18 protein-coding genes are annotated in these 22,050 nt (G+C 45.0%); 12 read left to right on the top strand and 6 right to left on the bottom strand.

What is annotated here, in order from left to right; all coding sequences use genetic code 11:
- Positions 1-66 precede the first annotated feature (66 nt).
- The 6 genes from ACFPFU_RS04325 to ACFPFU_RS04300 all read left to right on the top strand — a co-directional run bounded on the left by ACFPFU_RS04325 (position 67) and on the right by ACFPFU_RS04300 (position 8,236).
- The gene (locus tag ACFPFU_RS04325) at positions 67-1,566 is read left to right on the top strand and encodes a sulfatase family protein (RefSeq protein ID WP_377061876.1); all 1,500 of its coding nucleotides are present in this window, start codon (positions 67-69) and stop codon (positions 1,564-1,566) included.
- 52 nt (positions 1,567-1,618) lie between these two features.
- Positions 1,619-3,202 (top strand): glucoamylase family protein, encoded by a 1,584-nt coding sequence (locus ACFPFU_RS04320; RefSeq protein ID WP_377061874.1) that lies wholly within the window; start codon positions 1,619-1,621, stop codon positions 3,200-3,202.
- 4 nt (positions 3,203-3,206) lie between these two features.
- Complete coding sequence (locus tag ACFPFU_RS04315; RefSeq protein WP_377061872.1) at positions 3,207-4,190, top strand: metallophosphoesterase; 984 nt, start codon at positions 3,207-3,209, stop codon at positions 4,188-4,190.
- Positions 4,187-5,935: a family 43 glycosylhydrolase gene (locus ACFPFU_RS04310; RefSeq protein WP_377061870.1), complete on the top strand. Its 1,749-nt coding sequence runs from the start codon at positions 4,187-4,189 to the stop codon at positions 5,933-5,935. Before ACFPFU_RS04315 ends, ACFPFU_RS04310 begins: the two co-directional genes overlap by 4 nt.
- Before the next feature lie 92 nt (positions 5,936-6,027).
- Positions 6,028-7,515, top strand: a complete 1,488-nt coding sequence (locus tag ACFPFU_RS04305; RefSeq protein WP_377061868.1) for a BCCT family transporter — start codon at positions 6,028-6,030, stop codon at positions 7,513-7,515.
- Position 7,516: 1 nt separating this feature from the next.
- Entirely contained in the window at positions 7,517-8,236 is a 720-nt protein-coding gene (locus ACFPFU_RS04300; RefSeq protein ID WP_377061866.1) for a carbon-nitrogen hydrolase family protein, read from the top strand.
- Positions 8,237-8,253: 17 nt separating this feature from the next.
- On the opposite strand, the gene ACFPFU_RS04295 is transcribed toward ACFPFU_RS04300, so the two are convergent.
- Together ACFPFU_RS04295 and ACFPFU_RS04290 are read right to left on the bottom strand one after the other, a co-directional pair.
- A complete protein-coding gene (locus tag ACFPFU_RS04295) occupies positions 8,254-9,033 on the bottom strand; it encodes a hypothetical protein (protein ID WP_377061864.1) in 780 nt (259 codons plus the stop codon).
- 15 nt (positions 9,034-9,048) lie between these two features.
- Positions 9,049-10,587 carry a GH3 family acyl-acid amido synthetase gene (locus tag ACFPFU_RS04290; protein WP_377061862.1) on the bottom strand — a complete coding sequence of 513 codons (1,539 nt, stop codon included), beginning with the start codon at positions 10,585-10,587 and terminating at the stop codon, positions 9,049-9,051.
- A 187-nt stretch (positions 10,588-10,774) separates the two neighbouring features.
- On the opposite strand from ACFPFU_RS04290, the gene ACFPFU_RS04285 reads away from it, so the two are divergent.
- From ACFPFU_RS04285 to gap, 6 genes are all read left to right on the top strand, one after another.
- On the top strand, positions 10,775-11,308 hold the full coding sequence (locus ACFPFU_RS04285) for a hypothetical protein (protein WP_377061860.1): 534 nt from the start codon (positions 10,775-10,777) through the stop codon (positions 11,306-11,308).
- Positions 11,309-11,336: 28 nt separating this feature from the next.
- Positions 11,337-11,771 (top strand): phosphoribosyltransferase family protein, encoded by a 435-nt coding sequence (locus tag ACFPFU_RS04280; RefSeq protein WP_377061858.1) that lies wholly within the window; start codon positions 11,337-11,339, stop codon positions 11,769-11,771.
- Positions 11,755-13,617 (top strand): TonB-dependent receptor plug domain-containing protein, encoded by a 1,863-nt coding sequence (locus tag ACFPFU_RS04275; RefSeq protein ID WP_377061856.1) that lies wholly within the window; start codon positions 11,755-11,757, stop codon positions 13,615-13,617. The genes ACFPFU_RS04280 and ACFPFU_RS04275 overlap by 17 nt, the downstream gene beginning before the upstream one ends.
- A 257-nt stretch (positions 13,618-13,874) precedes the next feature.
- A complete protein-coding gene (locus tag ACFPFU_RS04270) occupies positions 13,875-14,903 on the top strand; it encodes an aldo/keto reductase (RefSeq protein WP_377061854.1) in 1,029 nt (342 codons plus the stop codon).
- Between the two features lie 243 nt (positions 14,904-15,146).
- Complete coding sequence (locus tag ACFPFU_RS04265) at positions 15,147-15,425, top strand: hypothetical protein (protein ID WP_377061852.1); 279 nt, start codon at positions 15,147-15,149, stop codon at positions 15,423-15,425.
- A gap of 718 nt (positions 15,426-16,143) precedes the next feature.
- A complete protein-coding gene (gap, locus tag ACFPFU_RS04260; RefSeq protein WP_377061850.1) occupies positions 16,144-17,148 on the top strand; it encodes a type I glyceraldehyde-3-phosphate dehydrogenase in 1,005 nt (334 codons plus the stop codon).
- Positions 17,149-17,232: 84 nt separating this feature from the next.
- On the opposite strand, the gene ACFPFU_RS04255 is transcribed toward gap, so the two are convergent.
- From ACFPFU_RS04255 to ACFPFU_RS04240, 4 genes are all read right to left on the bottom strand, one after another.
- On the bottom strand, positions 17,233-18,264 hold the full coding sequence (locus ACFPFU_RS04255; protein WP_377061848.1) for a response regulator: 1,032 nt from the start codon (positions 18,262-18,264) through the stop codon (positions 17,233-17,235).
- Positions 18,265-18,266: 2 nt separating this feature from the next.
- A complete protein-coding gene (locus ACFPFU_RS04250; RefSeq protein ID WP_377061846.1) occupies positions 18,267-18,707 on the bottom strand; it encodes a response regulator in 441 nt (146 codons plus the stop codon).
- A gap of 250 nt (positions 18,708-18,957) precedes the next feature.
- Positions 18,958-19,362: a response regulator gene (locus ACFPFU_RS04245; protein ID WP_377061844.1), complete on the bottom strand. Its 405-nt coding sequence runs from the start codon at positions 19,360-19,362 to the stop codon at positions 18,958-18,960.
- A 1-nt stretch (position 19,363) separates the two neighbouring features.
- Positions 19,364-22,048, bottom strand: coding sequence for a ligand-binding sensor domain-containing protein (locus tag ACFPFU_RS04240; RefSeq protein ID WP_377061842.1), 2,685 nt, complete (start codon positions 22,046-22,048; stop codon positions 19,364-19,366).
- Positions 22,049-22,050 lie beyond the last annotated feature (2 nt).

The raw sequence follows: 22,050 nt of genomic DNA, 5'->3' as shown, positions 1-22,050 counted from the left end.
TAAAAATCAGTATTCCAATATCTTGATGTACAGTGTGTTGAATTAAAAACTATAACCCAATATATTATGCATAAAACCAACTATACCTTAACAGTTTTCCTATTCCTATATACCCTGTCGGTTTTTGGGCAAACAGACCGGCCCAATATTGTGTATATATTATCCGATGACCATCGCTACGATTTTATGGGATTTACCGGTGCCGTACCGGGTCTTGAGACGCCCTATATGGATCAGTTGGCCCGGGAGGGTGCTTACTTCAAAAATGCTTTTGTCAGTACGTCTTTGTGTTCTCCAAGCAGGGCGTCTATATTGACAGGACAGTATGCCCACACCCATACCATTGTGGATAACAGCGCCCCGTTGCCGGATGGCCTGACTTTCTTTCCTGAGTATCTGCAGGAGATGGGATATAAAACCGGCTTTTTCGGGAAATGGCATATGGGCAACACCGACGACATGCCCCAGCCAGGTTTTGACCATTGGGTGAGCTTTAGGGGACAAGGGGTTTATTATAACCCCACCTTCAATATCAACGGGGAGCGGATAAAGCAGCCAGAAGGCAGTTATACCACTGATTTGTTGACAGAACATGCACTTGGTTGGTTAAACGGGCTTCAGGATGGTGAGCCTTTTTTCCTCTACTTATCGCACAAAGCGGTGCATGCTGAATTCGAACCCGCTGAGCGGCATGAAGGAACTTACAAGGATTTACCTATCGTGACACCGCCTTCTATGTACCTGACTGCCACGGACAGCAGCAAGTTTTATGGAGACAGCATATTGGCGCCCCAGACCAAAGTGAATTTTGCGGACATCCCCGATTGGGTACGCAAGCAGCGGTATAGCTGGCATGGAGTCGATTACATGTACCATGGGGATATCCCATTTGATAAGTTCTACATCCAATACCTGGAAACATTATTGGCTTTGGATGAAAGCATAGGTGAGGTGCTGGCTTGGCTGGAGGAAAAGGGGCTGGCAGAAAACACCATTGTGGTATATATGGGTGACAACGGTTTCTCTTTCGGGGAACATGGCCTGATAGACAAGCGCCATGCCTATGAAGAGTCGATGAAAGTGCCCTTGCTTATGAGGTATCCGGGCGTTGTCCAGCCGGGTATTGAAGTAGAGGAAATGGTAATGAACATTGACATTGCCCCTACTTTTTTGGAGATGGCCGGAATAGAAAGTATGCCTGAGCAAATACAAGGCAAATCGATCCTGCCCTTAATGACTGAAAAAAAGACGGAATGGCGGGATAGGGTATTTTATGAATACTATTGGGAAATGGCATACCCTTCCACCCCCACCGTGTTTGCCGTAAGGACCGACCAGTATAAATTCATATTCTATCAGGGCATCTGGGATATCAACGAACTGTATGATATTCAGCAGGACCCCTATGAAATGAATAACCTCATCCGGCATCCGGATTATCAGGAAACGGCCGCCAATCTGCGAAATGAAATATGGGATTGGCTGGAGGAAAGCGGAGGGGAGCAGATTCCACTGAAAAGAATCCTTCATCCCAAATTGGATCATAAATTCCAAAGAACTTATTGAATGAGAAAGTTTTGGCTGGATACACCGGCATCATAAAGACCTTTATTTGATCATGAAAAAATCAATCAACAACATTTGTATATATGGACTTGGCTTATTGGCCATGTTCAGTTGCGAGAGAGAAAAAAGAGATCAGGAAAATCTCCATGCCCAGGGATATGACCGGCATGTGGAGTTACATTGGGAAAATACATCAGATGATGTTTACCGGATTCTGGTGGGAACCAATGGCAAGGATTATACCCTTAGGGCGACCGTGGAAGATACCATGTACATGGATTTTGTAGGTGATCTGGGCACTGATCTGGAACTGTATTACAAGGTGGAATCCGTAAAGGGCGATGACACAGAACCAGTAGGGGAAACACAGGTAAGGACCAGGGTCATGAACGAAGAAGAACTGCTCGATATGGTACAATACTATACCTTCCGGTATTTTTGGCATGGGGCAGAGCCCGTTTCAGGTATGGCACCTGAGCGGATTCATATTGACGGTGAATACCCTCAGGATGATGCGGATGTGGTGACCACAGGTGGTACTGGATTTGGAATCTATGGGATACTGGCCGGCATAGAGCGGGGCTGGGTTACCAAAGATCAGGGATTGGCCCGTTTTGAGAAAATCACAGACTTTTTGGCCAAAGCCGACCGGTTTAACGGAATTTGGCCCCATTGGATTTATGGAAAGACCGGCAGGGTGAAGCCGTTCAGCAAAGATGATGACGGCGCCGATCTGGTTGAATCCGCCTTTCTGATGCAGGGACTTTTAGCAGTGCGGGAATACTATAAAAACGGGAATGAAAGGGAACAGGCCCTGGCTGACAGAATTGACAGGCTATGGCAGGAGATGGAATGGGATTGGCATACCCGGGAAGGAAGGGATGTGCTGTATTGGCATTGGTCTCCCAATTACGAATGGCAAAAGGATTTTGCCATCAGGGGTTATGATGAATGTATGATCACCTATATTCTTGCGGCATCTTCTCCCACCCACGGGGTACCGGCAGATGTTTTTCACAAAGGATGGGCCAGGGACGGGGATATCCGGAATGATATCGAACCATACGGTTACAAATTAGCCCTCAAGCACAATGGATCTCCTGAATACGGGGGACCGCTTTTCTGGGCCCATTATTCCTACATAGGTTTGGATCCCCGTGGACTTAAGGATGATTACGCCGATTACTGGGAGCATAACCGTAACCATACCCTTATCAACAGGGAATGGTGCGTCAGAAATGAAGGTGGTTTCAAAGGATATGGAGAGGACTTGTGGGGGTTGACGGCCAGTTATTCCACGGTAGGTTATTCGGCCCATAAGCCGGGCAATGATATCGGTGTTATTTCGCCTACAGCCGCCCTTTCTTCTTATCCTTATACCCCTAAAGAATCCATGGAAGTCATCAAAAATCTGTATTATAACTATGGAGAGAAAGTTTTTGGCAAATACGGGTTTTATGATGCCCTTAGTCCGGAGGAGGATTGGTATCCCCAGCGTTATCTGGCTATCGACCAGGGTCCCATTGTGGCCATGATCGAAAATCACCGCACAGGATTGGGATGGAAACTGTTTATGGACGCCCCCGAAATCAGCGAAGGGTTAAATAAACTGGGGTTCACGAGAAGTGATAAATGATGGTATGGGACAATACTTAAATTACATCGTTTTCACTCTTGTTACCTTTACCGTTTCAATAGATCTGCAAAGTCAAACACTCAGGCTGGTGGTGGTGCCGGATACCCAGTCAGCATTAGAGTCATGTCCTGAAATTATGGAAAAACAGTTCTATTGGATGGGCGATAACACATCGGATATTGATTTTATATTACATGTCGGCGATGTAACCCAGAGCAATACACCCGCCGAATGGGCTTTGGCATGGAAGTATTTTGAACCGGTAAGGGGGAAAGTACCTTATGCCATTTCCCTAGGCAATCATGATTTCGGCAGCGGCAGGGATAAATACGCGGACAACCGGGACAGCCGGCTTGCCAACAAATATTTTCCATTAGAGAAATTAAAGGATCATACTCCTGTTAGAGGGGCTTTCGAAGAAGGAAAAATCGACAATATTTACCACACAGTCGAAAAGGAAGGAGTCTCCTGGTTGGTTTTGGCGTTGGAGTTCGGTCCCCGCGACGCCGTGATATCATGGGCAAATGAAGTTGTGGCCGACCATCCTGAGCACAAAGTGATTCTATTGACGCATGCTTACATGTATGTGGGCGACAAAAGAATGGACCGTGGTGCTGACTGGAATCCCCATAATTATGGAATAGGAAAGCTTTCCGGAGAAGAAGCGACCAATGACGGAGAAGAAATCTGGGAAAAACTGGTGAATGTCCACGACAATTTCTTCATGGTATTTTCCGGACATGTGCTGCATGAGGGCGTGGGGAGACTGATCAGTGAGACCAAACAAGGGAATAAGGTTTACCAGTTTTTGGCAAATTACCAAAGAGGGGTCAAGGGTTATGGTGAGGGTTGCAATGGCTATTTAAGGTTGGTTGACGTGGACCTTGCCCGAGAAAAAATATCAATTAAAACCTATTCTCCCTGGCTGGAGGAGTACTTGGATGACCCAAATAATCAATTTGAAATAAAAATAAACAAACAGCAATGAAGATAACACACATGAAGCCGTTATGGACTACCTTATGCTGTATGGGATTCCTTCTGGTGGATATCCCCTTTTCATATGGTCAGACCAGCATGAGCCAGACCTATTGTAATCCTGTTAACCTGGACTACACTTACATGATTTACAATGCCCATAATGACCTCTCCTATCGCTCGGGGGCGGATCCTGCAGTGGTGGATTTTAAAGGGGAATATTACATGTTTGTGACCCGTTCGATGGGATATTGGCATAGCAAGGATCTGCATAATTGGGAATTTATCAATCCCGAGAAGTGGTATTTTCAGGGTTCCAATGCACCCGCAGCCTTCAATTATAAAGATTCCGTATTGTACGCCATGGGAGATCCTTCCGGTCACATGAGTGTTTTGTATACAGATAATCCCAAAAAGGGTGACTGGAAAGCTGTACCTTCTATATTGAACCAATTGCAGGATCCCGCATTGTTCATTGATGATGACGGCAGCGGCTATGTGTTTTGGGGATCTTCCAACAAGTTTCCTATCAGGGCGAGGACCTTGGATGTAGGCAAACGGTTCAGGCCTTCGGAGAAGATCTATGAACTGTTTAACCTGGACGCCGAAAAACATGGATGGGAACGCTTTGGGGAAGATCATTCCGATACTACCCTGGCGGGTTATATTGAAGGGCCGTGGATCACCAAGCACAAGAACAAATACTACATGCAATATGCTGCTCCCGGAACCCAATTCAATGTGTATGGAGACGGCGTGTACATGGCGGACCATCCTTTGGGACCTTATACTTATTCACCCAATAACCCTACCGTCTACAAACCGGGAGGATTTATCAACGGTGCGGGCCATGGGAGTACGGTAAAAGGCCCATCCGGTCAATATTGGCATTTTGGGAGCATGGCGGTAGCTGTGACGGTACATTGGGAAAGAAGAATAGCTCTGTTTCCGGTCTTTTTTGATGAAGATGGCTTGATGTATGGCAGAACGGATTTTGGAGATTATCCCCATTACGCACCTCACTATGGGGATTGGGCAGGTGAGTTTACCGGATGGATGCTGCTGTCGTTTGATAAACCGGTGACGGCTTCGGGAAGTGCCAAAGACCACGGTCCGGAAAATGTAACGGATGAAAATGTGCAGACATTTTGGTTGGCGGGCGGTACCTCGGAAAAGGAATACCTTCAGATTGATCTCGAAAAAGAATCGGACGTATATGCTATCCAGCTTAACTATCATGACCATGAATCAGATATGTACGGCAAGTTGGAAAATCTGTATCACCGGTATACCATTGAAGGTTCATTGGATGGAGACGAATGGTTTTTATTGGTGGATAAAAGCAATAATTTTGAAGATGTGCCTAATGACTATGTGCAGTTGGGTAGTCCCAGACAAGCCAGGTATATCCGGTTCAACCACATCCATGTGCCCACACCTCATTTGGCCATTTCCGGTCTCAGGATTTTTGGAAAGGGCAGGGGAGTCCCGCCGGCACAGGTGAAGGAACTAAACATTGAAAGGCAAGATGACCGAAGGGATGTGAGCCTGGAATGGGAGGCCATACCCGGTGCCCAGGGGTACAACATCAAATGGGGAATTGCGCCGGATAAATTGTACAGTTCCTGGCTGGTATACCGTAAAAACACCCATTACATGAGGTCTTTGAGCAGGGATCAGCCCTATTATTTTGCCATCAAAGCGTTCAATGAAAACGGCGTAGCGGAGCGGTCAAAAGTAATAAAGGTGGAATAAGATGATGGTTAAGTCTTGATCATTTCTTGCCTTCGTCTTAATTATCCGTTATATTGAAGGCATCACAGGCTTGAGCCATAATCGAAGGTGAGTTGAAAAAAATCCCGCATTCCACCTTAATCATAACTTTGGCCATCAGTATCCTATTCTTACTGATGGCCTTTTGGTTTCCCTCGGCTTTTAGGGACTGGATAGCCACGACGGCCATCCAGTCCCTTGATTTTTTTGGGTATTTCTATTTGGTGTTGGGATTTGTGATTGTGTTGATTTTGTTGGTATTGGCATTCTCGCCGGTGGGAAACAAAAGATTGGGAGAGGGACCACCGGAATATGGCTGGTATTCTTGGATAACCATGCTGTACAGTACAGGGATGGGGGCAGGATTGATGTTAAGGGCCGTACAGGAACCGGTGTATTACTACACCCAGCCCCCGAGGTTAAGTGACCTTGAGCCCTCAACCTTCGCGCTGGAATACACTTTTTTTCATTGGGGATTGACTCCCTGGGCATTTTATGGCATGTTTGGTTTGATTATCGGGTACTTCGTTCATGATCAGCAAAGAAAAATCCTCAGCTCTTCCATTTTGACCGGTAGATTTCAGCGGCAGTCTCTGGCGGTTCCCATGGACGTAATTACCATTGTCAGTACCCTTTTTGGGGTAGTGGGAGCGGTGGGACTCGGCAGCCGGCAGCTCCTTTCCGGATATTTCCAGCTATTTGGTAATTTGGAAGTCAACTATACCAATAATGCTTATGTGGTATTGTTTTTGGGTTCACTGGCGACGCTGTCCGCATTTTCAGGATTGAAGAGGGGCATACGCAATTTGTCCAGGTTCAACATTGCTGTGGCACTGTTTTTATTGGGGTTCACCTTTCTTAACGGAAACTTTATGGAAGTTTTCAGCAATCTTTTTGTGAGCTTGACCAGTTACCTGGCAGGTTTTGTTCCCATGAGCCTTAATTTGGGTTCCCGAGCCGTAGGACAACAGTTTTTGACAGACTGGACTTATTTTTATTGGGCGTTTTGGTTGGCCTGGGCTCCTTTTACGGGGGTGTTCATCGCCAGAATTTCAAAAGGGAGAAGCATCAGGGAATTTGTGTTGGGTGTGTTGGTCATACCTTCTTTCGGAACGTTTTTATGGTTTTCTGTATTTGGCTCATATGCTTTTGGGATCATTGGAGATGCGGACAATTATCAAGGCCAATTTGATTCATTGTACGGTTCCATATTTGTGTTCTTTGACCATCTCCCATTCGGTATTGTTCTGAAAATATTGGGTTTGGCCTTGGTCTTTACTTTTTTGATCACCTCCATTGATTCTGCTATCTATGTGTTGGGGATGTTCTCCGACAGCGGCAAGACTGACCCACACAAAAATTATCTTTTATTATGGGGGATGCTTCTGGCATTGTTTACCGTGGCAACCTTGCTGATAGGAAAGGAACATCTGTTGGCGGCCACCAGTCAGTTATTGATATTGATTGCCATTCCCTTCAGTATGGTTTATGCGCTGATGGTAGGGATGTTCCTTTTTATTATATTTAAGAAGCGATTGACAGATACGCGCGGAAAAAGCTAATATGAAAATCTGTATAGCGCAAACCAGGCCCACAGCAGGAGATATTCCGGACAACATGGAATCCCATAAAAGATGGATTGCGGCTGCTGTTTTGAAAAATGCGGATATGGTTTTCTTCCCCGAACTCTCTTTGACAGGTTACGAACCCAAACTTGCCGATGGATTGGCCATTGACCCGGATGATAAAATACTTGACGGCTTTCAGGTAATAAGTGACAGAGAAAATATCACTATAGGGGCAGGGGTACCCACCAGGCATGGTTCCGGTATACGCATCAGCATAGCCATTTTTTCTCCCAATCAGCCACGCCAGGTCTATTCCAAACAGATACTGCATGAAGATGAGTTTCCGTATTTTGAAAATGGCCGGCTTCAGGTCGTTTTGGAGTGCCAAAATGAAAAAGTGTCGCCTGCGATCTGTTATGAGTCGTTGCAAACAGAACATGCGGATAAGGCAGCTGAAATGGGGGTAAAAATATACGTGGCGTGCGTGGCCAAATCAGCAGGAGGAGTTGTAAAAGCGTACAATCATTATCGGGAAATCGCAATAAAACATGGGATGGTAGTTTTGATGGCCAACAGTGTGGGCACTTGCGATGATTTTATAAGCGCAGGTCGTTCAGGTATATGGAACACCCACGGCGAACTGGTAGCTCAGCTCAATGACAGGGACGAGGGAATTTTGCTTTTTGATACCTTTTCAGGAAAGGCCTTGTGGTAATCGGTTCTCCTTCTTTCTTAGGATTTAGCAAAGGGGGAGCTTGCCCGGTTGATGTAGGCGTGGTAGCCGGAAGCGGAAAAGAGCAAGGCTGCCGCCGTCAGCGCCGCCCAACCTATGATTTGCTGGCTTTGCCATTGATTTACGGCAATGGCAATCAACCCCCAGACGCCTACCAACGCAGCTTCTCGCATGTTCCTTTTTTGTATGAGCCATAGGTAGATCCCTGTGGCCAGGGAAATAACGATTATCGCCCAGACTTTTGGCGGCAACGTGTTTTCCAAAACCCCTAAACTGGTTAGCCATGCTGCCAAGTTGACGGGGGTGGCCAAAACGATCCAGCCTATATAAATGCAAATGGGCCACCAAACAAATGCGATGATTTTCAAGGGGGCGTTCCAAATTTCAAGTTTTAGTCGAATCACCAGCCGAATGAGGGAAAATAACAACAAAAACATCACCAGCACTGTCAAGGCCAGTTCTTCATGAAGCCAGAGGAGGAGCCATACTGAGTTGAAAATATTGGAAGCCGAAAACCACAGTCCGCTGGGGAGCAGGGATTCCCCGTTGTCATTTTTGAGGTATCTATGCCATTGAAAGCCCAGAAAACCCAAAAGAAAGAGGTAAATGATACCCCATATGGAAAAAGCATATGCTGCCGGTGTTATCAAACTGGGGTATTTTGCACTGATTTCCCCTACAGATTTTCCTGTGAGGGTGCCGGAGCCGCCCAAATAATTCACAAGAAGGGTGATGGTGAAGGTAAAGGTATTCAGTGCCAACAGCGTAGCCGGTTTCATATTTCCGTGGTTTTTTCAGGTTGGATGGGTCAGGTCTCTTTTTTCCAGGAAACCTTCCCACTCCCTGAAAGCCTCTTCTTTCATTACCCGGGGAAATTTAACCTGGCCCCCTTTTTTCTTTTGTTTTTCATTGTATTCATAAAAAAAATCAGCGGGTACCAATCTTACCTCAATGTTCTTGAGTGATTTGTTACGGGCTACTTTATAGTTCTTGTTGTTTGCTTGCAAATGATCATCTAAAAACCGGGCCACCTCCTGTTCATCGGCATCGCCATCGTCCCTGCCCATATACCAGCGGTGGATATATTCTCCGTTTTCCTGAATGGCGGCTACGGTGTATTCAGGTATTACGAGGTTAAATTTTTCCTGTAAGGCTTCAAGCCCTTTGTCCATTTGATGTACACTAAGTTGGCTGCCTACTACGTTGAGGAAAAATTTGGTTCGACCTGTGATTCTGATTTCAGCACGGTTTTTATCTGTAAACGCCACCGTATCCCCAATCATATAGCGCCAAGCTCCTGCCACGGTGGAGATGATGAGGATATAATCCACACCCTCTTCCACTTCTGCTATGGTAAGGGCTTTGGCGTCAGCATGGACAGCTCCGGATTCATCCATGTTTTCAGGCCGGAAAGGTACGAATTCAAAATAAATCCCATTATCGAGCATCAGTTCCATGGCATCGGAATCGGGTCTGCTTTGGAAAGCCAGAAAGCCTTCCGAGGCCAGATAGGTATCAATATAAATCAGCGGATGGGCAACCAGTTTTTCGAAACTTTTGCGGTGCGGTTCAAAAGCCACGCCACCTGGAGTATAAACAGATAAATTTGGCCAAATGTCATGGATGTTTTCCACTTTGTGATAATCAATGACTTTTTTCATCATCAGCTCTATCCAGGAGGGGATGCCGGAAATACTGCCAATGTCCCATTCTTTAGCATTTTCCGCGATTTTCAAAACCCTTTCGTCCCAGTCCGCTATGGCGGAAATCTCCCATCCCGGTTTGTAGAAATTTTGAAACCAGAAAGGAATCTGACCGGCACTGATGCCGCTGATTTCCCCTTCAAGGAAACCATTTTTTTCTTTTAATCCGGTAGAACTCCCCAGCATCATGATCTGCTTTTCAAAAAAGTCGGATGGCATGTCATATCTGGAAAGACTGACGATTTGACGGAGGCCGGTTTTGCGTATGGCGTCCAGCATCTCTTCGGTAACCGGAATGTACTTACTGGCACTGGTTGTTCCCGAACTCACCGCAAAATATTTGTTGATTCCGGGCCAGGTGATGTCTTTATGGCGCTCACGGATTTTGTGCCACCATCGGTTATAAATGGCGTCATAATCATGAAAAGGCACTTTTTCCTGAAAGGTCACAGAGGGGGATTCAGACCCCAGAATAAGGTCAAAACCATGAAATTTACCAAAAGCGGTATTTTTGGCCTTATCCAATAGGTCTTTCAGTACTTTTTCCTGTTTTTCTGCAGGACTGTCATCGTTGTTGAGTTTTTCGCCAAGTGTTATTGCTTTTTTAATGATTTCTCCGATTACTGCCATATAAGGGTTAGGGGGTAATAAAAACCTACATGGTTTTGTTCGTGCAATTTTTGGACCATATGAAGGTTTTGTACAAATAAAAAGTTGTAAAAGTCCATGAATTAGTTTAAATATCCCAATATGTTGTATTAATGCTGAAAATTTTTTAAATTTTGATGCTTTGATAATTGATCCAAAATATTTACATATGCAGACCCTTCCTATTTCCCGTAAAAGGTATAACATCCTTACGCTATCGTTGGTTTTGGCAGCCTCTTTTGCACTTCCTTTTTTTATACATCTTATTCCGCCCCATAAAGGAATACCTATGGGCGCATATTTGTTGCCCATGTTTTATATGCCTTTGATTGCCCTTTTTCTGTATGGCGTACCAATGGCCCTTTTGGTAGCATTGTTGGCTCCAGGTCTTAATTGGATGTTTGCCGGGAATCCCGACGGGGCTTTCGCCGTTGTGCTTACCTTGGAATTGGCCTGTTTTACCTTGGCCACCCATTGGCTTTTGGGCAAGGGAAGGGGCTGGTTTGCGGCGCCCTTAGGATACCTGACGGCAAAGGTTGTTTCGGCCGCGGTCGTAGGAATATGGGATATATTTGAGGTTTCTGCTGTGGATTTTTACCTTTCATCGGTTTCAAACGGAACTTGGGGAATATTGCTCCTGCTGATGATCAACGTTTTGTTCTCCTCCTTCCGGAACAAGCCCGCTGATAAAAAAAGCGTTTGATAAAGTCCCCATACGTCTACCGTGTTGAATGATGAATCAAAAAATCCCCATATCGTTTCAGACCATCAGCGAAGCCATCCGTGATTTTGAATTCCCCAAGACCGACCTGGTAATAGGGGTCGGCCGGGGAGGTGTGGTTCCGGCGGGTATTATTGCCCACCAGTTGAATGCAGATCTCAAAATTGTAAGGGTAAGGTACAGGGATGAAGACAATAACCCACAGTATGAGAAGCCGGTAATTCAGTGCGATCTGAATTGGGACTTTTACAGTCACTTCAAAATATTGATAGTGGATGATGTTGCCGTAACGGGGAAAACCTTGGAGATATTGCGCGAGAAATTGTTGGACTATGAGGTGAAAACTTTTGTGCTCAAGGGGCAGGCAGACCTTGTTTTGTTTCCCCATATCAAAACATGTGTAGCCTGGCCATGGAAAATCAGCAAGGATGGTAAGGCACAATAAGCCATATAGCTGGTTATTGCTGCTTGGTGTTCTTTCCTGGACAGAAGGCATGGCTCAGGAAATGGACAGCGTTTCCTGGATACTGGATCCGGTAGTGGTGACGGGAACAAGGTATGAGCAGCCAAGGAGCAAAATAGTCTCCAGTGTATCGGTGGTGGATAGGGAAAGCCTGGAAAGAAATGGAACTATAAATGTGCTGCCGGCTTTGGTAAGGCATGTGCCGGGTTTTTTCCTCAATGACAGAAGCATCACCGGATTTGGGGTAGGGCCTAATTCCGGAGGGAACATCAGCATAAGGGGAATCAGCGGCACGCCCAACAACCGGGTACTCGTGCTGATCGATGGGCAGCCTCAGTTTATGGGGATTTTTGCCCATCCGATTGCAGATGCCTACAGTGCTACCGATATCGAGCGGGTAGAGGTAATCAGAGGTGCCGCCTCTGTGTTGTATGGATCCAATGCTATGGGCGGAGCCATCAACATGATTACACGCAAAGCCAACCAAGAAGGCTGGCAGGGGGATCTGTCTGTTGGGTATGGCTCCTACGGGACAGCCTTGATGTCTGGAAATATCCGGTATAAGAAAGAAAAATTCCATGCTATGGTTTCCGCAAACCGAAACAGCACCAAGGGTTACCGGGCGGACGCTGCTGACAATTTCAGCAATACCACCACCTATCTTAAACTGGGGTATGACTTCAGTCCGGTATTTTCTGTTTCAGGGGATCTGCAATTAGCAGATGCCGTCTATTTCCAACCTGGACCCCAAGAGGCGCCGCTGGAAAATGATGAACGGGAATATTTGAGAGGCAGGGCAGCCGTTTCTTTAAAAAATGAAGGTGAAAAAGTATCTGGAGCCCTGTTGCTATACCATAATTTTGGGAACCACCGCTTTTCAACGGGTTTTGAATCTACAGATCAAAACCAGGGGCTGACTTTTTACCAAAACCTGAATTTCGTTCCGGGACAGGTCATTACTTTGGGACTGGATTACAAGCGTTTTGGAGGCAGGGCCTTTAACGAAACATTGCCGCCCCCGGCTGCGGTGGGATTAGGAACCAGACACTGGGTCGATGAAACGGATATATATATACATATTCAGCAAGGCCTGGCCGAAAAACTGAATATCAGTGGCGGGATCAGGCAGGTGAACAATTCCCTGTTTGGCAGTCGGGCTATTCCTGCTTTCGGCATTTCTTATCATGCAGGAGAAGAAACTTTGCTGAAAGCATCATCTTCAAAGGCCTTTCGGAGCCCATCTGTTGTGGACTTGTTTTTATTTCCGCCATCTAATGAGGATTTACAACCTGAGGAGCTCTGGAGTCATGAGTTTGGGGTGATTCAACGTTTAATGGGTAAGTCGCTGTCCATTGAGTTGACATTATTTTATACGGAAGGGAAAAATCTCATTCAGATAAACCCTATGGAAGTTCCCCCTATAGGAAGAAACAGTGGCAGCTTCACCAATAAAGGACTTGAGTCCCAGCTTTCCTTTAAACCAAAACCGAACACTGATTTGACATTCAACTATGCATTTGTGGATGTATCAGCCAATGTGTTGTTTGCGCCACGTCACCATTTCGGACTACAAGGCTACTGGTCCTGGGAGAAATTCAGGTTTATGCCTTCTGTGCAACAGGTTTTCGGATTGCGGAACAGCATTGAACCAGCGCACGCGCTAGAGGACTATACGTTGTTGAATATCAGGTGTATGTATTATTTCACTTCGGCATTCAGGTTGTTTGCCGACGCCCGAAACCTGACAAATACCCATTACCAGGTGGAACGGGGTTATCCCATGCCGGGATTCAATATGATCGGAGGATTAAGTTATAGCTTCAAATGAATAACTCATGAAATCGACATGACTAAAATAATCATTAGACACACAGGCCTGCCTGCCGATGGGCAGTACGGCCCGCAGGCAGGGCAATGCCCCGAAAGCTTTCGGGGTTAGTCATCATCCCGAAAGCTTTCGGGACCATCTGACCATTGGAAATCAAAATATAAACAGATGAAATCGAGCATGACGCAGGCGACACAAAGAGATATGATCATAATTGCGAGATTCCATATGGCCTATTGAGAAAAAATTATAATCATATGAAAAACAATGAAGAAAAGAATAAAAGAAGGGCTTTCCTGAAGTCTTTGGCAGGCCTTACCGCAGGAATCATGTTACCCGTAGGCGGGGCCATTTCTTCCCGGGTTAAAGGAGGTAGAACCCGTTATTTTGAAAGGGACAGGTTGGGGGAATTACTGCCAAAAAGAAAGTTTGGGAGTACCGGCGAGGCAGTAACCATGTTGGGGCTTGGTGGGGCCCATATTGCAAGGATGCCTGAAAAAGAGGCCCAAAAAACCATTGAAGCTGCCTTGGAAGGAGGGATACGTTTTTTTGACAATGCAGAATCTTATGGAAGCGGAGTTGGGGAACAGCGGTATGGCAGGTTTCTTACGCCCCAATACCGGGACATTGTTTATATCCAGAGCAAATCCACTGCAAGGGATGGAAAAGCGGCTCAATCCCATTTGGAGGGCACTTTGAAGCGGATGAAAACAGATTACCTCGATTTATGGCTGATCCACGCGGTCAGCAGTCCTCCGGATGTGGATGGAAGGATAGAGAGAGGGGTGCTCGAAACGGTCAGAAAAGCTCAGGAGAGCGGCAAGGTCAGGCACATAGGTTTCTCTGGGCATTCCGATTTTAATGCCCATTTGAGAATGCTGGAGAGTACGGATGCCTTACAGGCCTGTCAGATGCCGGTGAATGTTTTTGATCCGAATTACAAAAGTTTTATCAATAATGTGATGCCCAAGCTTGTGGAAAAAAAGATGGCACCGTTAGCCATGAAAACCCTGGCCAACGGTGGCTTTTTCGGGGGGACTTCCCATTTTCAACATGGGGATAATCCGAAAATCGTTCCCAATGCGTTGAGCATTCAGGAAGCCCTGTATTTTTCCTGGTCGCTGCCTATCAGCGTGCTGATCAGTGGTGCGGACAATGCGGAGATGATCAAGGAAAAAATTGAGCTTGCGCGTAGCTTTAGGGCTTATGATGAAAGTCAACGCCAGAAACTCGTGGAGAAAGTGGCGGATTATAATGGAAGACTGGTGGAGTTTTATAAGGTGTGATGGGTAATCTGTGGTTTAAAAAAAAGGGGGGCCGCGGGTTCCACGGATGCTACGGATTAGCGCGGATTTATTTTTGGAAAATTGACCGGAAATTCATTCCCCAATCATCTGTGTGAATCTGGTGCGCCTCATGGCGTGGGTGTTATATATAAACTTAAAAACCTAGGAGGATGAAAGTTCTTTCCAGCCAAATTTGGCGTTCAGGCTGAAGTACTCCTGACACTTTGGGCGGAAACAAACACTGTGAAGATCAGACAGAACGGTCCCGTAAGCCCCGGTCGACCGGGGTCAAACTCCGTTACTCTTTTGGTATTGGCCAGTCTCTCAGATTGGATGAAGCCTGCCACGTCGATAGAGGCAACGGTAAAGAGCATATCGGCGGATACCCGGAGTACGATGGTGTTGCGTGTCGGAAGAAGGTTGCATGAACCCCGATATTCGGGGCAGGCAGTGGGATGCCCTAGCATATCCCAGTGGCAAAGGGATGGTGAGGGAGTCGGAGATGCCCATAGTAGTGCTTGAGCTGCGGAAAGGTAAAAGCGCAGTGAGCGAAGGGGCATTGCTGTTAGAATGTTTACGAGGTTATGGCCGGGTGGCAGCAATGACGAAAAGAATAGTCTAGAACTGCAATAGAGCCAATGATAACAAGCGGAACTATATACAAAGCCAAATCGGGAAAGACAGGTGACTTAGCCACACCAGAAAGTAAAAGAACGATGAATGCCTGTGAAGAATCTAACAGGAAAGCCGTATGCGGGAAAACCGCACGTACGGATTGAAGAGGGGGTACGTCAGGGATATATCGTCCCTGACGGCTCTACTTTACGGTAATCTGTGGTTTTAAAAAAGGTGGATCACGGATTCCACGGATTGGCACGGATTTATTCAAGGAGCTGTGGGTTGGACTGATTTTTGCCGCTTTGATCAGAGGTTATGCCGGATATACCCGGCAATGAGGGTCCGGCTTTCAAGGTTGGATTGGGCATGAACAGGAAAGCCGAAAAATGAGGGATTTTGGGAATCAAAATTTTATGGAATTCACAAACTAATCAAAACCAAAATTTCAATGATAAATTAATTTTAATAAATTTGACCATTGAAAATTTCGGGCGAGGTTGCAATTACTTCGCCGGGACCAATTTTCCTTGGTTTATGATACAAAACGAGACAGACGGTCCTTGAAGCGGATTTTTAAACACCTTATTAAGCAATATTCTAAAACTGAAACAGATTTCAAATTATGGAAAAAATCAAAGTAGGTATCAATGGATTCGGAAGAATCGGAAGACTGGTATTTCGCGCAGCCCAGGAAAGGGATGATGTGCAGATCGTCGGCATCAATGATCTGATTGATGTGGACTATATGGCCTACATGTTAAAATATGACTCTACCCATGGCCAGTTCAAAGGTGATGTGGAAGTAAAAGACGGAAAACTTGTGGTCAATGGCAATGCCATAAGGGTTACTTCTGAAAAAGACCCGGCCAATCTGAAATGGGGAGATATTGGAGCGGAGTACATTGTGGAATCCACAGGTCTGTTTCTTACAAAGGAAAAGGCTCAGGGGCATATTGACTCCGGCGCTAAAAAAGTAATCATGTCTGCGCCATCCAAAGATGATACGCCGATGTTTGTGATGGGGGTAAATGAATCTGCTTACACATCCGACATGACTTTTGTTTCCAATGCATCCTGTACCACCAACTGCCTCGCGCCTTTGGCCAAAGTGGTTAATGATAACTGGGGTATAGAGGAAGGTTTGATGACCACGGTACATGCCACTACTGCTACTCAAAAAACGGTTGACGGACCTTCTGCCAAAGACTGGAGAGGAGGAAGAGGTGCGGGACAGAATATCATACCTTCTTCAACCGGTGCCGCGAAGGCTGTTGGAAAAGTGATTCCTGAGCTGAACGGTAAACTTACAGGCATGGCTTTTAGGGTGCCGACTCCCAACGTATCGGTAGTAGACCTTACGGTAAGATTGGCCAAGCCGGCTTCTTATGAGGAAATCTGTGCCAAAATGAAAGAAGCTGCTGAAGGTGAATTGAAAGGAATTATGGGATATACTGAAGACGCTGTGGTTTCCAATGACTTTATCGGTGACGCCAGAACTTCCATATTTGACGCCGGTGCGGGAATCCAATTGAGTGATACCTTTGTGAAATTGGTATCATGGTATGACAACGAATGGGGTTATTCCAATAAAGTAGTTGATTTGGTGGAGTACATCGGTAAAAAATAATTAAACACTTAAAAAAATCCAAAAAAGGGGTTGTTTGGCTTTAGGCCACACCCTCTTTTTTTTGCGATCGTTTCAAGGGATATTTCAGTTATCAGGTTTACCCTTATTCATAAAGGATATTTTTTGGGCTTTGTTCACAATATTCCGGATGACCTTATCCACCTCGTCGGCAGAAGCAATGATATGGTCAAGAAAAGATATTTTCTCATCCATACTGAGTTCTCCTGTTTTAATCAAATTGATCAAACCCATCATTCTGGCCAATGGCGCCCGTACCACATGGGATTGGAGCCATGCAATGCTCTTCAGTTTTTCATTTTGTGTTTCTATGGCTTTGACGTAATTAAGTTTCTCGGTCATGTCGTTGGCCAGTACCATTCTTGCTTTCCTTCCCTGGAAATCCAGGAATTTTGAAATGATCTCAACCTCCAACAGGGTACCATCTTTCTTTTGATGAACAAAAACACCCCTGAATTTTCTTGCTTGGTTTTTTTTTGTTTCTTTCAATACTTCTTTCACGCTTATGGCATGCTCTTTTGGCCTGATGTCCAGGATGGTCATTTGCATGAATTCTCCATAACTGTAACCATAATGCTCAATGGCCGCTTGGTTGACATTCAGGAAAGCATAAGTCTCCAAATCGTACACCCACATAGGTAATGGACTGAGGTGGAAAAGGTCAAAATAACGTTGTTCGGATTCTTTGAGCTTTAAAAGGTTTTTATGCCTCTCCAAATTGTAAATAATGCTTTTATAGAGGATTGTGGAATTCAGATCATCTTTCAAAAGATAATCCGATATACCTAAAGAAAGCGACTTGACGGCAAAATTCTCATCTACAAATCCGGTCAGGATAATAATGGGTGTGCCTGCTGACAGGAATATGGCTTCGCGGATAAGTTCTTCCCCTTCTTTGTCAGGTAATGAAAGATCGAGAAGAATAATATCAAAGCGGTTATCCTCATTAATGATAGTTGTTTTAGCTTGTTTAAAGCTTTCACTCCTGACCACCCGGGGAGCAGTCATTTTTTCCCTGAGAAATTCCTCTACTAAAAAGTAGTCGCCCGGATTGTCTTCGACTACTAGGATTTGGTATGATTTACTGTCCCTTTGCATTTTTAATGGGGTAACGTCGCTATATCAAGCCAAAAATTTTCTATGCGCGATATTGCTTGGATAAAACTGTTTAAATCCATCGGCTTGGTAATATAGCAATTGGCATAATTCTGATATGCGGCCATTACATCATTTTTTGAAGTGGAGGTGGTAAGGACAATAATTGGAATGTGTTTGGTTCTGTCTCTTTCTTTGATTTGCTGTAAAACTTCCAACCCGTTTTTCTTCGGCAGATTGATGTCCAACAGGATCAGATCTGGGGGGGCGGTGCTTTTGTATTTACCTTGATGAAAAACATAATCCAATGCTTCTTTGCCATCTTTGACCACGCTGACATCGCAGGTGATTTTGTTTTCTTCAAATGCTTCCAAGGTAAGTATTATATCCCCCTCGTTGTCTTCTACAAGCAAAACATGAAAATCTGTATGTTTGATGGTCCGCATATCTATTGAAAGTATTTTCTTAAGATATATGATTTTTTATAAAAAAGAAAATAAGTAGATTTCATGAATGGTTTTTATTTTACCAGCTCCGGTGATACAATGTTGTAAAAAATCCATAATCTATTTAATTTGATTAAAGTCAACCTGTCTTGCGAAACAGAACAACGCATTCCTGGCATTACCATGACTTTCAGTTTCGTGATTGCCGGTGCTTATATCGTTCCGTTATCATGAAGAACTGAGGAGGGTATTAATTTTTATTAAACAGTTCCTTAAGGCTCTCCATTTTTTTTAGCCGCTCACACACATCAATATCCAGTGGTTTTTCTACAAAATAAACCACGTGATTGAATTTCTCGGCCCTTTTTCTATCCGATTGGTTGATGGAGGAAGTGACCATGATGACATGAATTTTAGGATCATAATGCCCATGTTCCAACTGATTCAAAAAATCCCAGCCGCTTGTTTTAGGCATGTTAATGTCCAAAAAGACAATATAGTGGTCATTCCCGCTGCCCTTCTCAAGATAATCAAGTGCATCCTGGGCATCGTTGAAAGAGAGTATCTCTTCAGCGAAGTTGCTTTCTACCAACATCAGCTCATGGAGAAAAAGCACCCCCTCATCATCGTCCACGATCATGGCTCGTTTGGTCATTTTAACTGTTTTTGTTGTTGTCGTCTGTATTTTCTATTTTATCGTTCAGTTTCCGTATAAACAGGTCCATTTCTTTAGCCGCTTTCTCAATTTCCTCAAGTAAACTTTCTTTGCTTTTTTTGACATTGGTAAAGTGGTCGAAATCCTTTAACACAGCAGTGAAGCCAAGGATTTTGGACAATGGCCCTCGTAAACGGTGAGATTGTACCCAGGCAATTTCTTTCAGGATTTTATTTTGATGGGCGATATCGGAAAGCGCGTTTTCAAGCAACCGGTTCCTGTTTTTCAGTTCATGTGTTTGTTCCTGGATTTGCAGTTTCATTTCCTTGCCCAACTGGTGTTTGGCATAAAATTGACGGGCAAAGAACCCTGAAAGAAAAAGAGCACACAAGAGAAGCCCCCGAAACCAATAGGTTTGATGAAAGAAGGGAGCTACTGTAAATCCAATGGAAGAAATTTCCGATTCGCGCCCAAATTGCTCTGCCTTGACTTCAAAGATATAGTGACCTGGGTTTAAAGAAGTAAAATAGGCGGTGTTTCTGTTGCCGGCTAAATTCCACTCGCTGTTAAGGTTTTTTAGGCGGTAATGATAATTGATGGTATGAGGTTTTCGGAAATCAAAACTCCCGTATTGTATTTCCAAATTATAAACACCGGCGGGTATTTCGACATTTTGAAAATCATGGAATTCCTTATCCCCATAGCGGATGTGGGCAATGTTTACCTTGAGTTCAGATGTTCTTGCCCTTACCTCCGCGGGATTTATAATGGCTATTCCTTCAATGGTTGGCACCCATATCTCTCCATTTTTCATTTTCCACCCCGCGGGAAAAATACCCCCGTTTGCTTCATTGTTTGCCATGCCGTCCGATGTGTCGAAATAACGAACCGGGATTTTTTTTGTATGAGTGGAATCCCCTTTTAAGGACAATAAATCTTTTAATGAAACCCGCTGTAGTCCATAATTGCTACTCATCCATAAATATCCCAAATCATCCGGGATAAGGGCATGGGCTCCGTTGAATTGCAAACCGTTTGTCCTGTTAAATATTCTGAAGGAATCGTTTTCCAGCAAAAGGAGCGCATCATGTGTTCCCAGCCAGATATCCCCAGCTTCATCTTCAAAAAAGCTGGAAACCATTCCGGAAGGTGCATGGTCATGAACGGGATACGCTGTAAAACGTCCGTTTTGTTCCATTTTGAGTGCTCCTGTGGCATAGGTGCCAAACCAGATATTTCCTTTGCTGTCCTCGAAAATATTAATGAACTCAGCTTTATGATAGCTTTCGGGTACGGCAATGGGGCGAAGATTTTTGTGATCCACAAGCTGGTAGATGCCTCCGGAGGCACCTGCTACCCAAACCGTCCCCTTGGAATCTTTATAAATGGCATAAATGATATCGTCTGTCAGGCCGTCATTAACGGTAAACGTCCTTACTACCTTTTTTTTCTTTTTATTATAACAGTTTAAACCTTTGGTGGTGCCGATATAGGTATATCCATCGAAACCACCTAGACCCAATATTAAATCGTCGGCCAGCCCATCCCGTGTAGTGATACAGGTGACCCTTTCGTCATCAATGCGGCTGACTCCTGCTCCCGCCGTCCCTGCCCATATGGTACCCTCCTCATCCTCATAAATAGGTAATATCGTATCATCGCAAAGACCATCTGCTTTTGACATCATCCTGACTTCTGCGGGAATCATCTGGATCAGTCCTGAACCCATTGGGGCCAGCCATATGGTGCCATTTCCAGCGACATGGATATGTCGGATTTCATTGGAAGCAAATTGCGTATCCCTAAAGGAAACCAAGCGGTTGTTATCGATCAATATTACCCCGCCTTTGTCCATTCCAACCCATACTTTCGCATCATGATCCACAAAAAGGGCGTTGACCTGATTGCTTTTCAAACCTGTGGTAATGTCAAAAGATGTGATTTCATCGTTGTTTAACCTGAAAACACCCTCATCGGCGGTACCTATCCATATGGCCCCATCCGGGTGCCGGACCAATGCCCTGATTTTTGAATGCTCAAATCCCGGTATTGCAGAAAATTTATTCAGATCTTCGGAATAGCGATACAGACCCTTTTGTGTCCCTACCAGGATTCCTTCCGGGGTTTTAAGTAAAGCATCAATCATACCCGGCTTATCGACATTCCATTGGGGTATGGGACCGATGTGGTCGCCGGTCAATTTGAGTAACTTCCCCTCATGTGTCCCGATCCATATTTCTCCCTGCCGGGTTTCCAAAATTGTATTGATCCATGAACCTTCGATCTGGTCTCTCGCATCGAATACCGTAAATTGGTTGTCTTGAATCCGGACCAGGGAATGGATGTTGGCCGCCCAAATATCTCCGTTTTCTGATAAGATCACGTCATAGAATAGGGGAGACCGTATATCGGAAATGTTTTCCTGATTAAAGGTTTTGAATGCCAGTCCATCAAACCGGATAAGCCCCTCTTCCGTAGCCGCCCATAGATAACCGGTTTGGTCTATGATGGTTTTGAAAACGGTATTGACGGGAAGGCCTTTGGTATTGTCCCATATTCTGGGCACGTAATGTTGTTCTGAAAAATAGGGGGAGGTTGTTTCCTGAGCATATAGCCGGCCGATTTGTTCTGTAACAGTAAAAAGCCAGACAAATGAGAACAATATACATGCCGATGGATTCTTCATTA

Source organism: Negadavirga shengliensis (assembly GCF_042652345.1).
GTDB lineage: Bacteria > Bacteroidota > Bacteroidia > Cytophagales > Cyclobacteriaceae > Negadavirga > Negadavirga shengliensis.
This window is presented reverse-complemented; position numbering and strand designations above follow the sequence as displayed.

What these genes read in the sequence shown, in the direction of transcription:
- ACFPFU_RS04255 (WP_377061848.1), bottom strand. Translation starts at nt 18,264, where the DNA reads ATGCAAAGGGACAGTAAATCATACCAAATCCTAGTAGTCGAAGACAAT.
- ACFPFU_RS04320 (WP_377061874.1), top strand. Translation starts at nt 1,619, where the DNA reads ATGAAAAAATCAATCAACAACATTTGTATATATGGACTTGGCTTATTG.
- ACFPFU_RS04240 (WP_377061842.1), bottom strand. Translation starts at nt 22,048, where the DNA reads ATGAAGAATCCATCGGCATGTATATTGTTCTCATTTGTCTGGCTTTTT.
- ACFPFU_RS04250 (WP_377061846.1), bottom strand. Translation starts at nt 18,707, where the DNA reads ATGCGGACCATCAAACATACAGATTTTCATGTTTTGCTTGTAGAAGAC.
- ACFPFU_RS04285 (WP_377061860.1), top strand. Translation starts at nt 10,775, where the DNA reads ATGCAGACCCTTCCTATTTCCCGTAAAAGGTATAACATCCTTACGCTA.
- ACFPFU_RS04315 (WP_377061872.1), top strand. Translation starts at nt 3,207, where the DNA reads ATGGGACAATACTTAAATTACATCGTTTTCACTCTTGTTACCTTTACC.
- ACFPFU_RS04290 (WP_377061862.1), bottom strand. Translation starts at nt 10,587, where the DNA reads ATGGCAGTAATCGGAGAAATCATTAAAAAAGCAATAACACTTGGCGAA.
- gap (WP_377061850.1), top strand. Translation starts at nt 16,144, where the DNA reads ATGGAAAAAATCAAAGTAGGTATCAATGGATTCGGAAGAATCGGAAGA.
- ACFPFU_RS04245 (WP_377061844.1), bottom strand. Translation starts at nt 19,362, where the DNA reads ATGACCAAACGAGCCATGATCGTGGACGATGATGAGGGGGTGCTTTTT.
- ACFPFU_RS04295 (WP_377061864.1), bottom strand. Translation starts at nt 9,033, where the DNA reads ATGAAACCGGCTACGCTGTTGGCACTGAATACCTTTACCTTCACCATC.
- ACFPFU_RS04310 (WP_377061870.1), top strand. Translation starts at nt 4,187, where the DNA reads ATGAAGATAACACACATGAAGCCGTTATGGACTACCTTATGCTGTATG.
- ACFPFU_RS04300 (WP_377061866.1), top strand. Translation starts at nt 7,517, where the DNA reads ATGAAAATCTGTATAGCGCAAACCAGGCCCACAGCAGGAGATATTCCG.
- ACFPFU_RS04325 (WP_377061876.1), top strand. Translation starts at nt 67, where the DNA reads ATGCATAAAACCAACTATACCTTAACAGTTTTCCTATTCCTATATACC.
- ACFPFU_RS04280 (WP_377061858.1), top strand. Translation starts at nt 11,337, where the DNA reads ATGATGAATCAAAAAATCCCCATATCGTTTCAGACCATCAGCGAAGCC.
- ACFPFU_RS04275 (WP_377061856.1), top strand. Translation starts at nt 11,755, where the DNA reads ATGGTAAGGCACAATAAGCCATATAGCTGGTTATTGCTGCTTGGTGTT.
- ACFPFU_RS04270 (WP_377061854.1), top strand. Translation starts at nt 13,875, where the DNA reads ATGAAAAACAATGAAGAAAAGAATAAAAGAAGGGCTTTCCTGAAGTCT.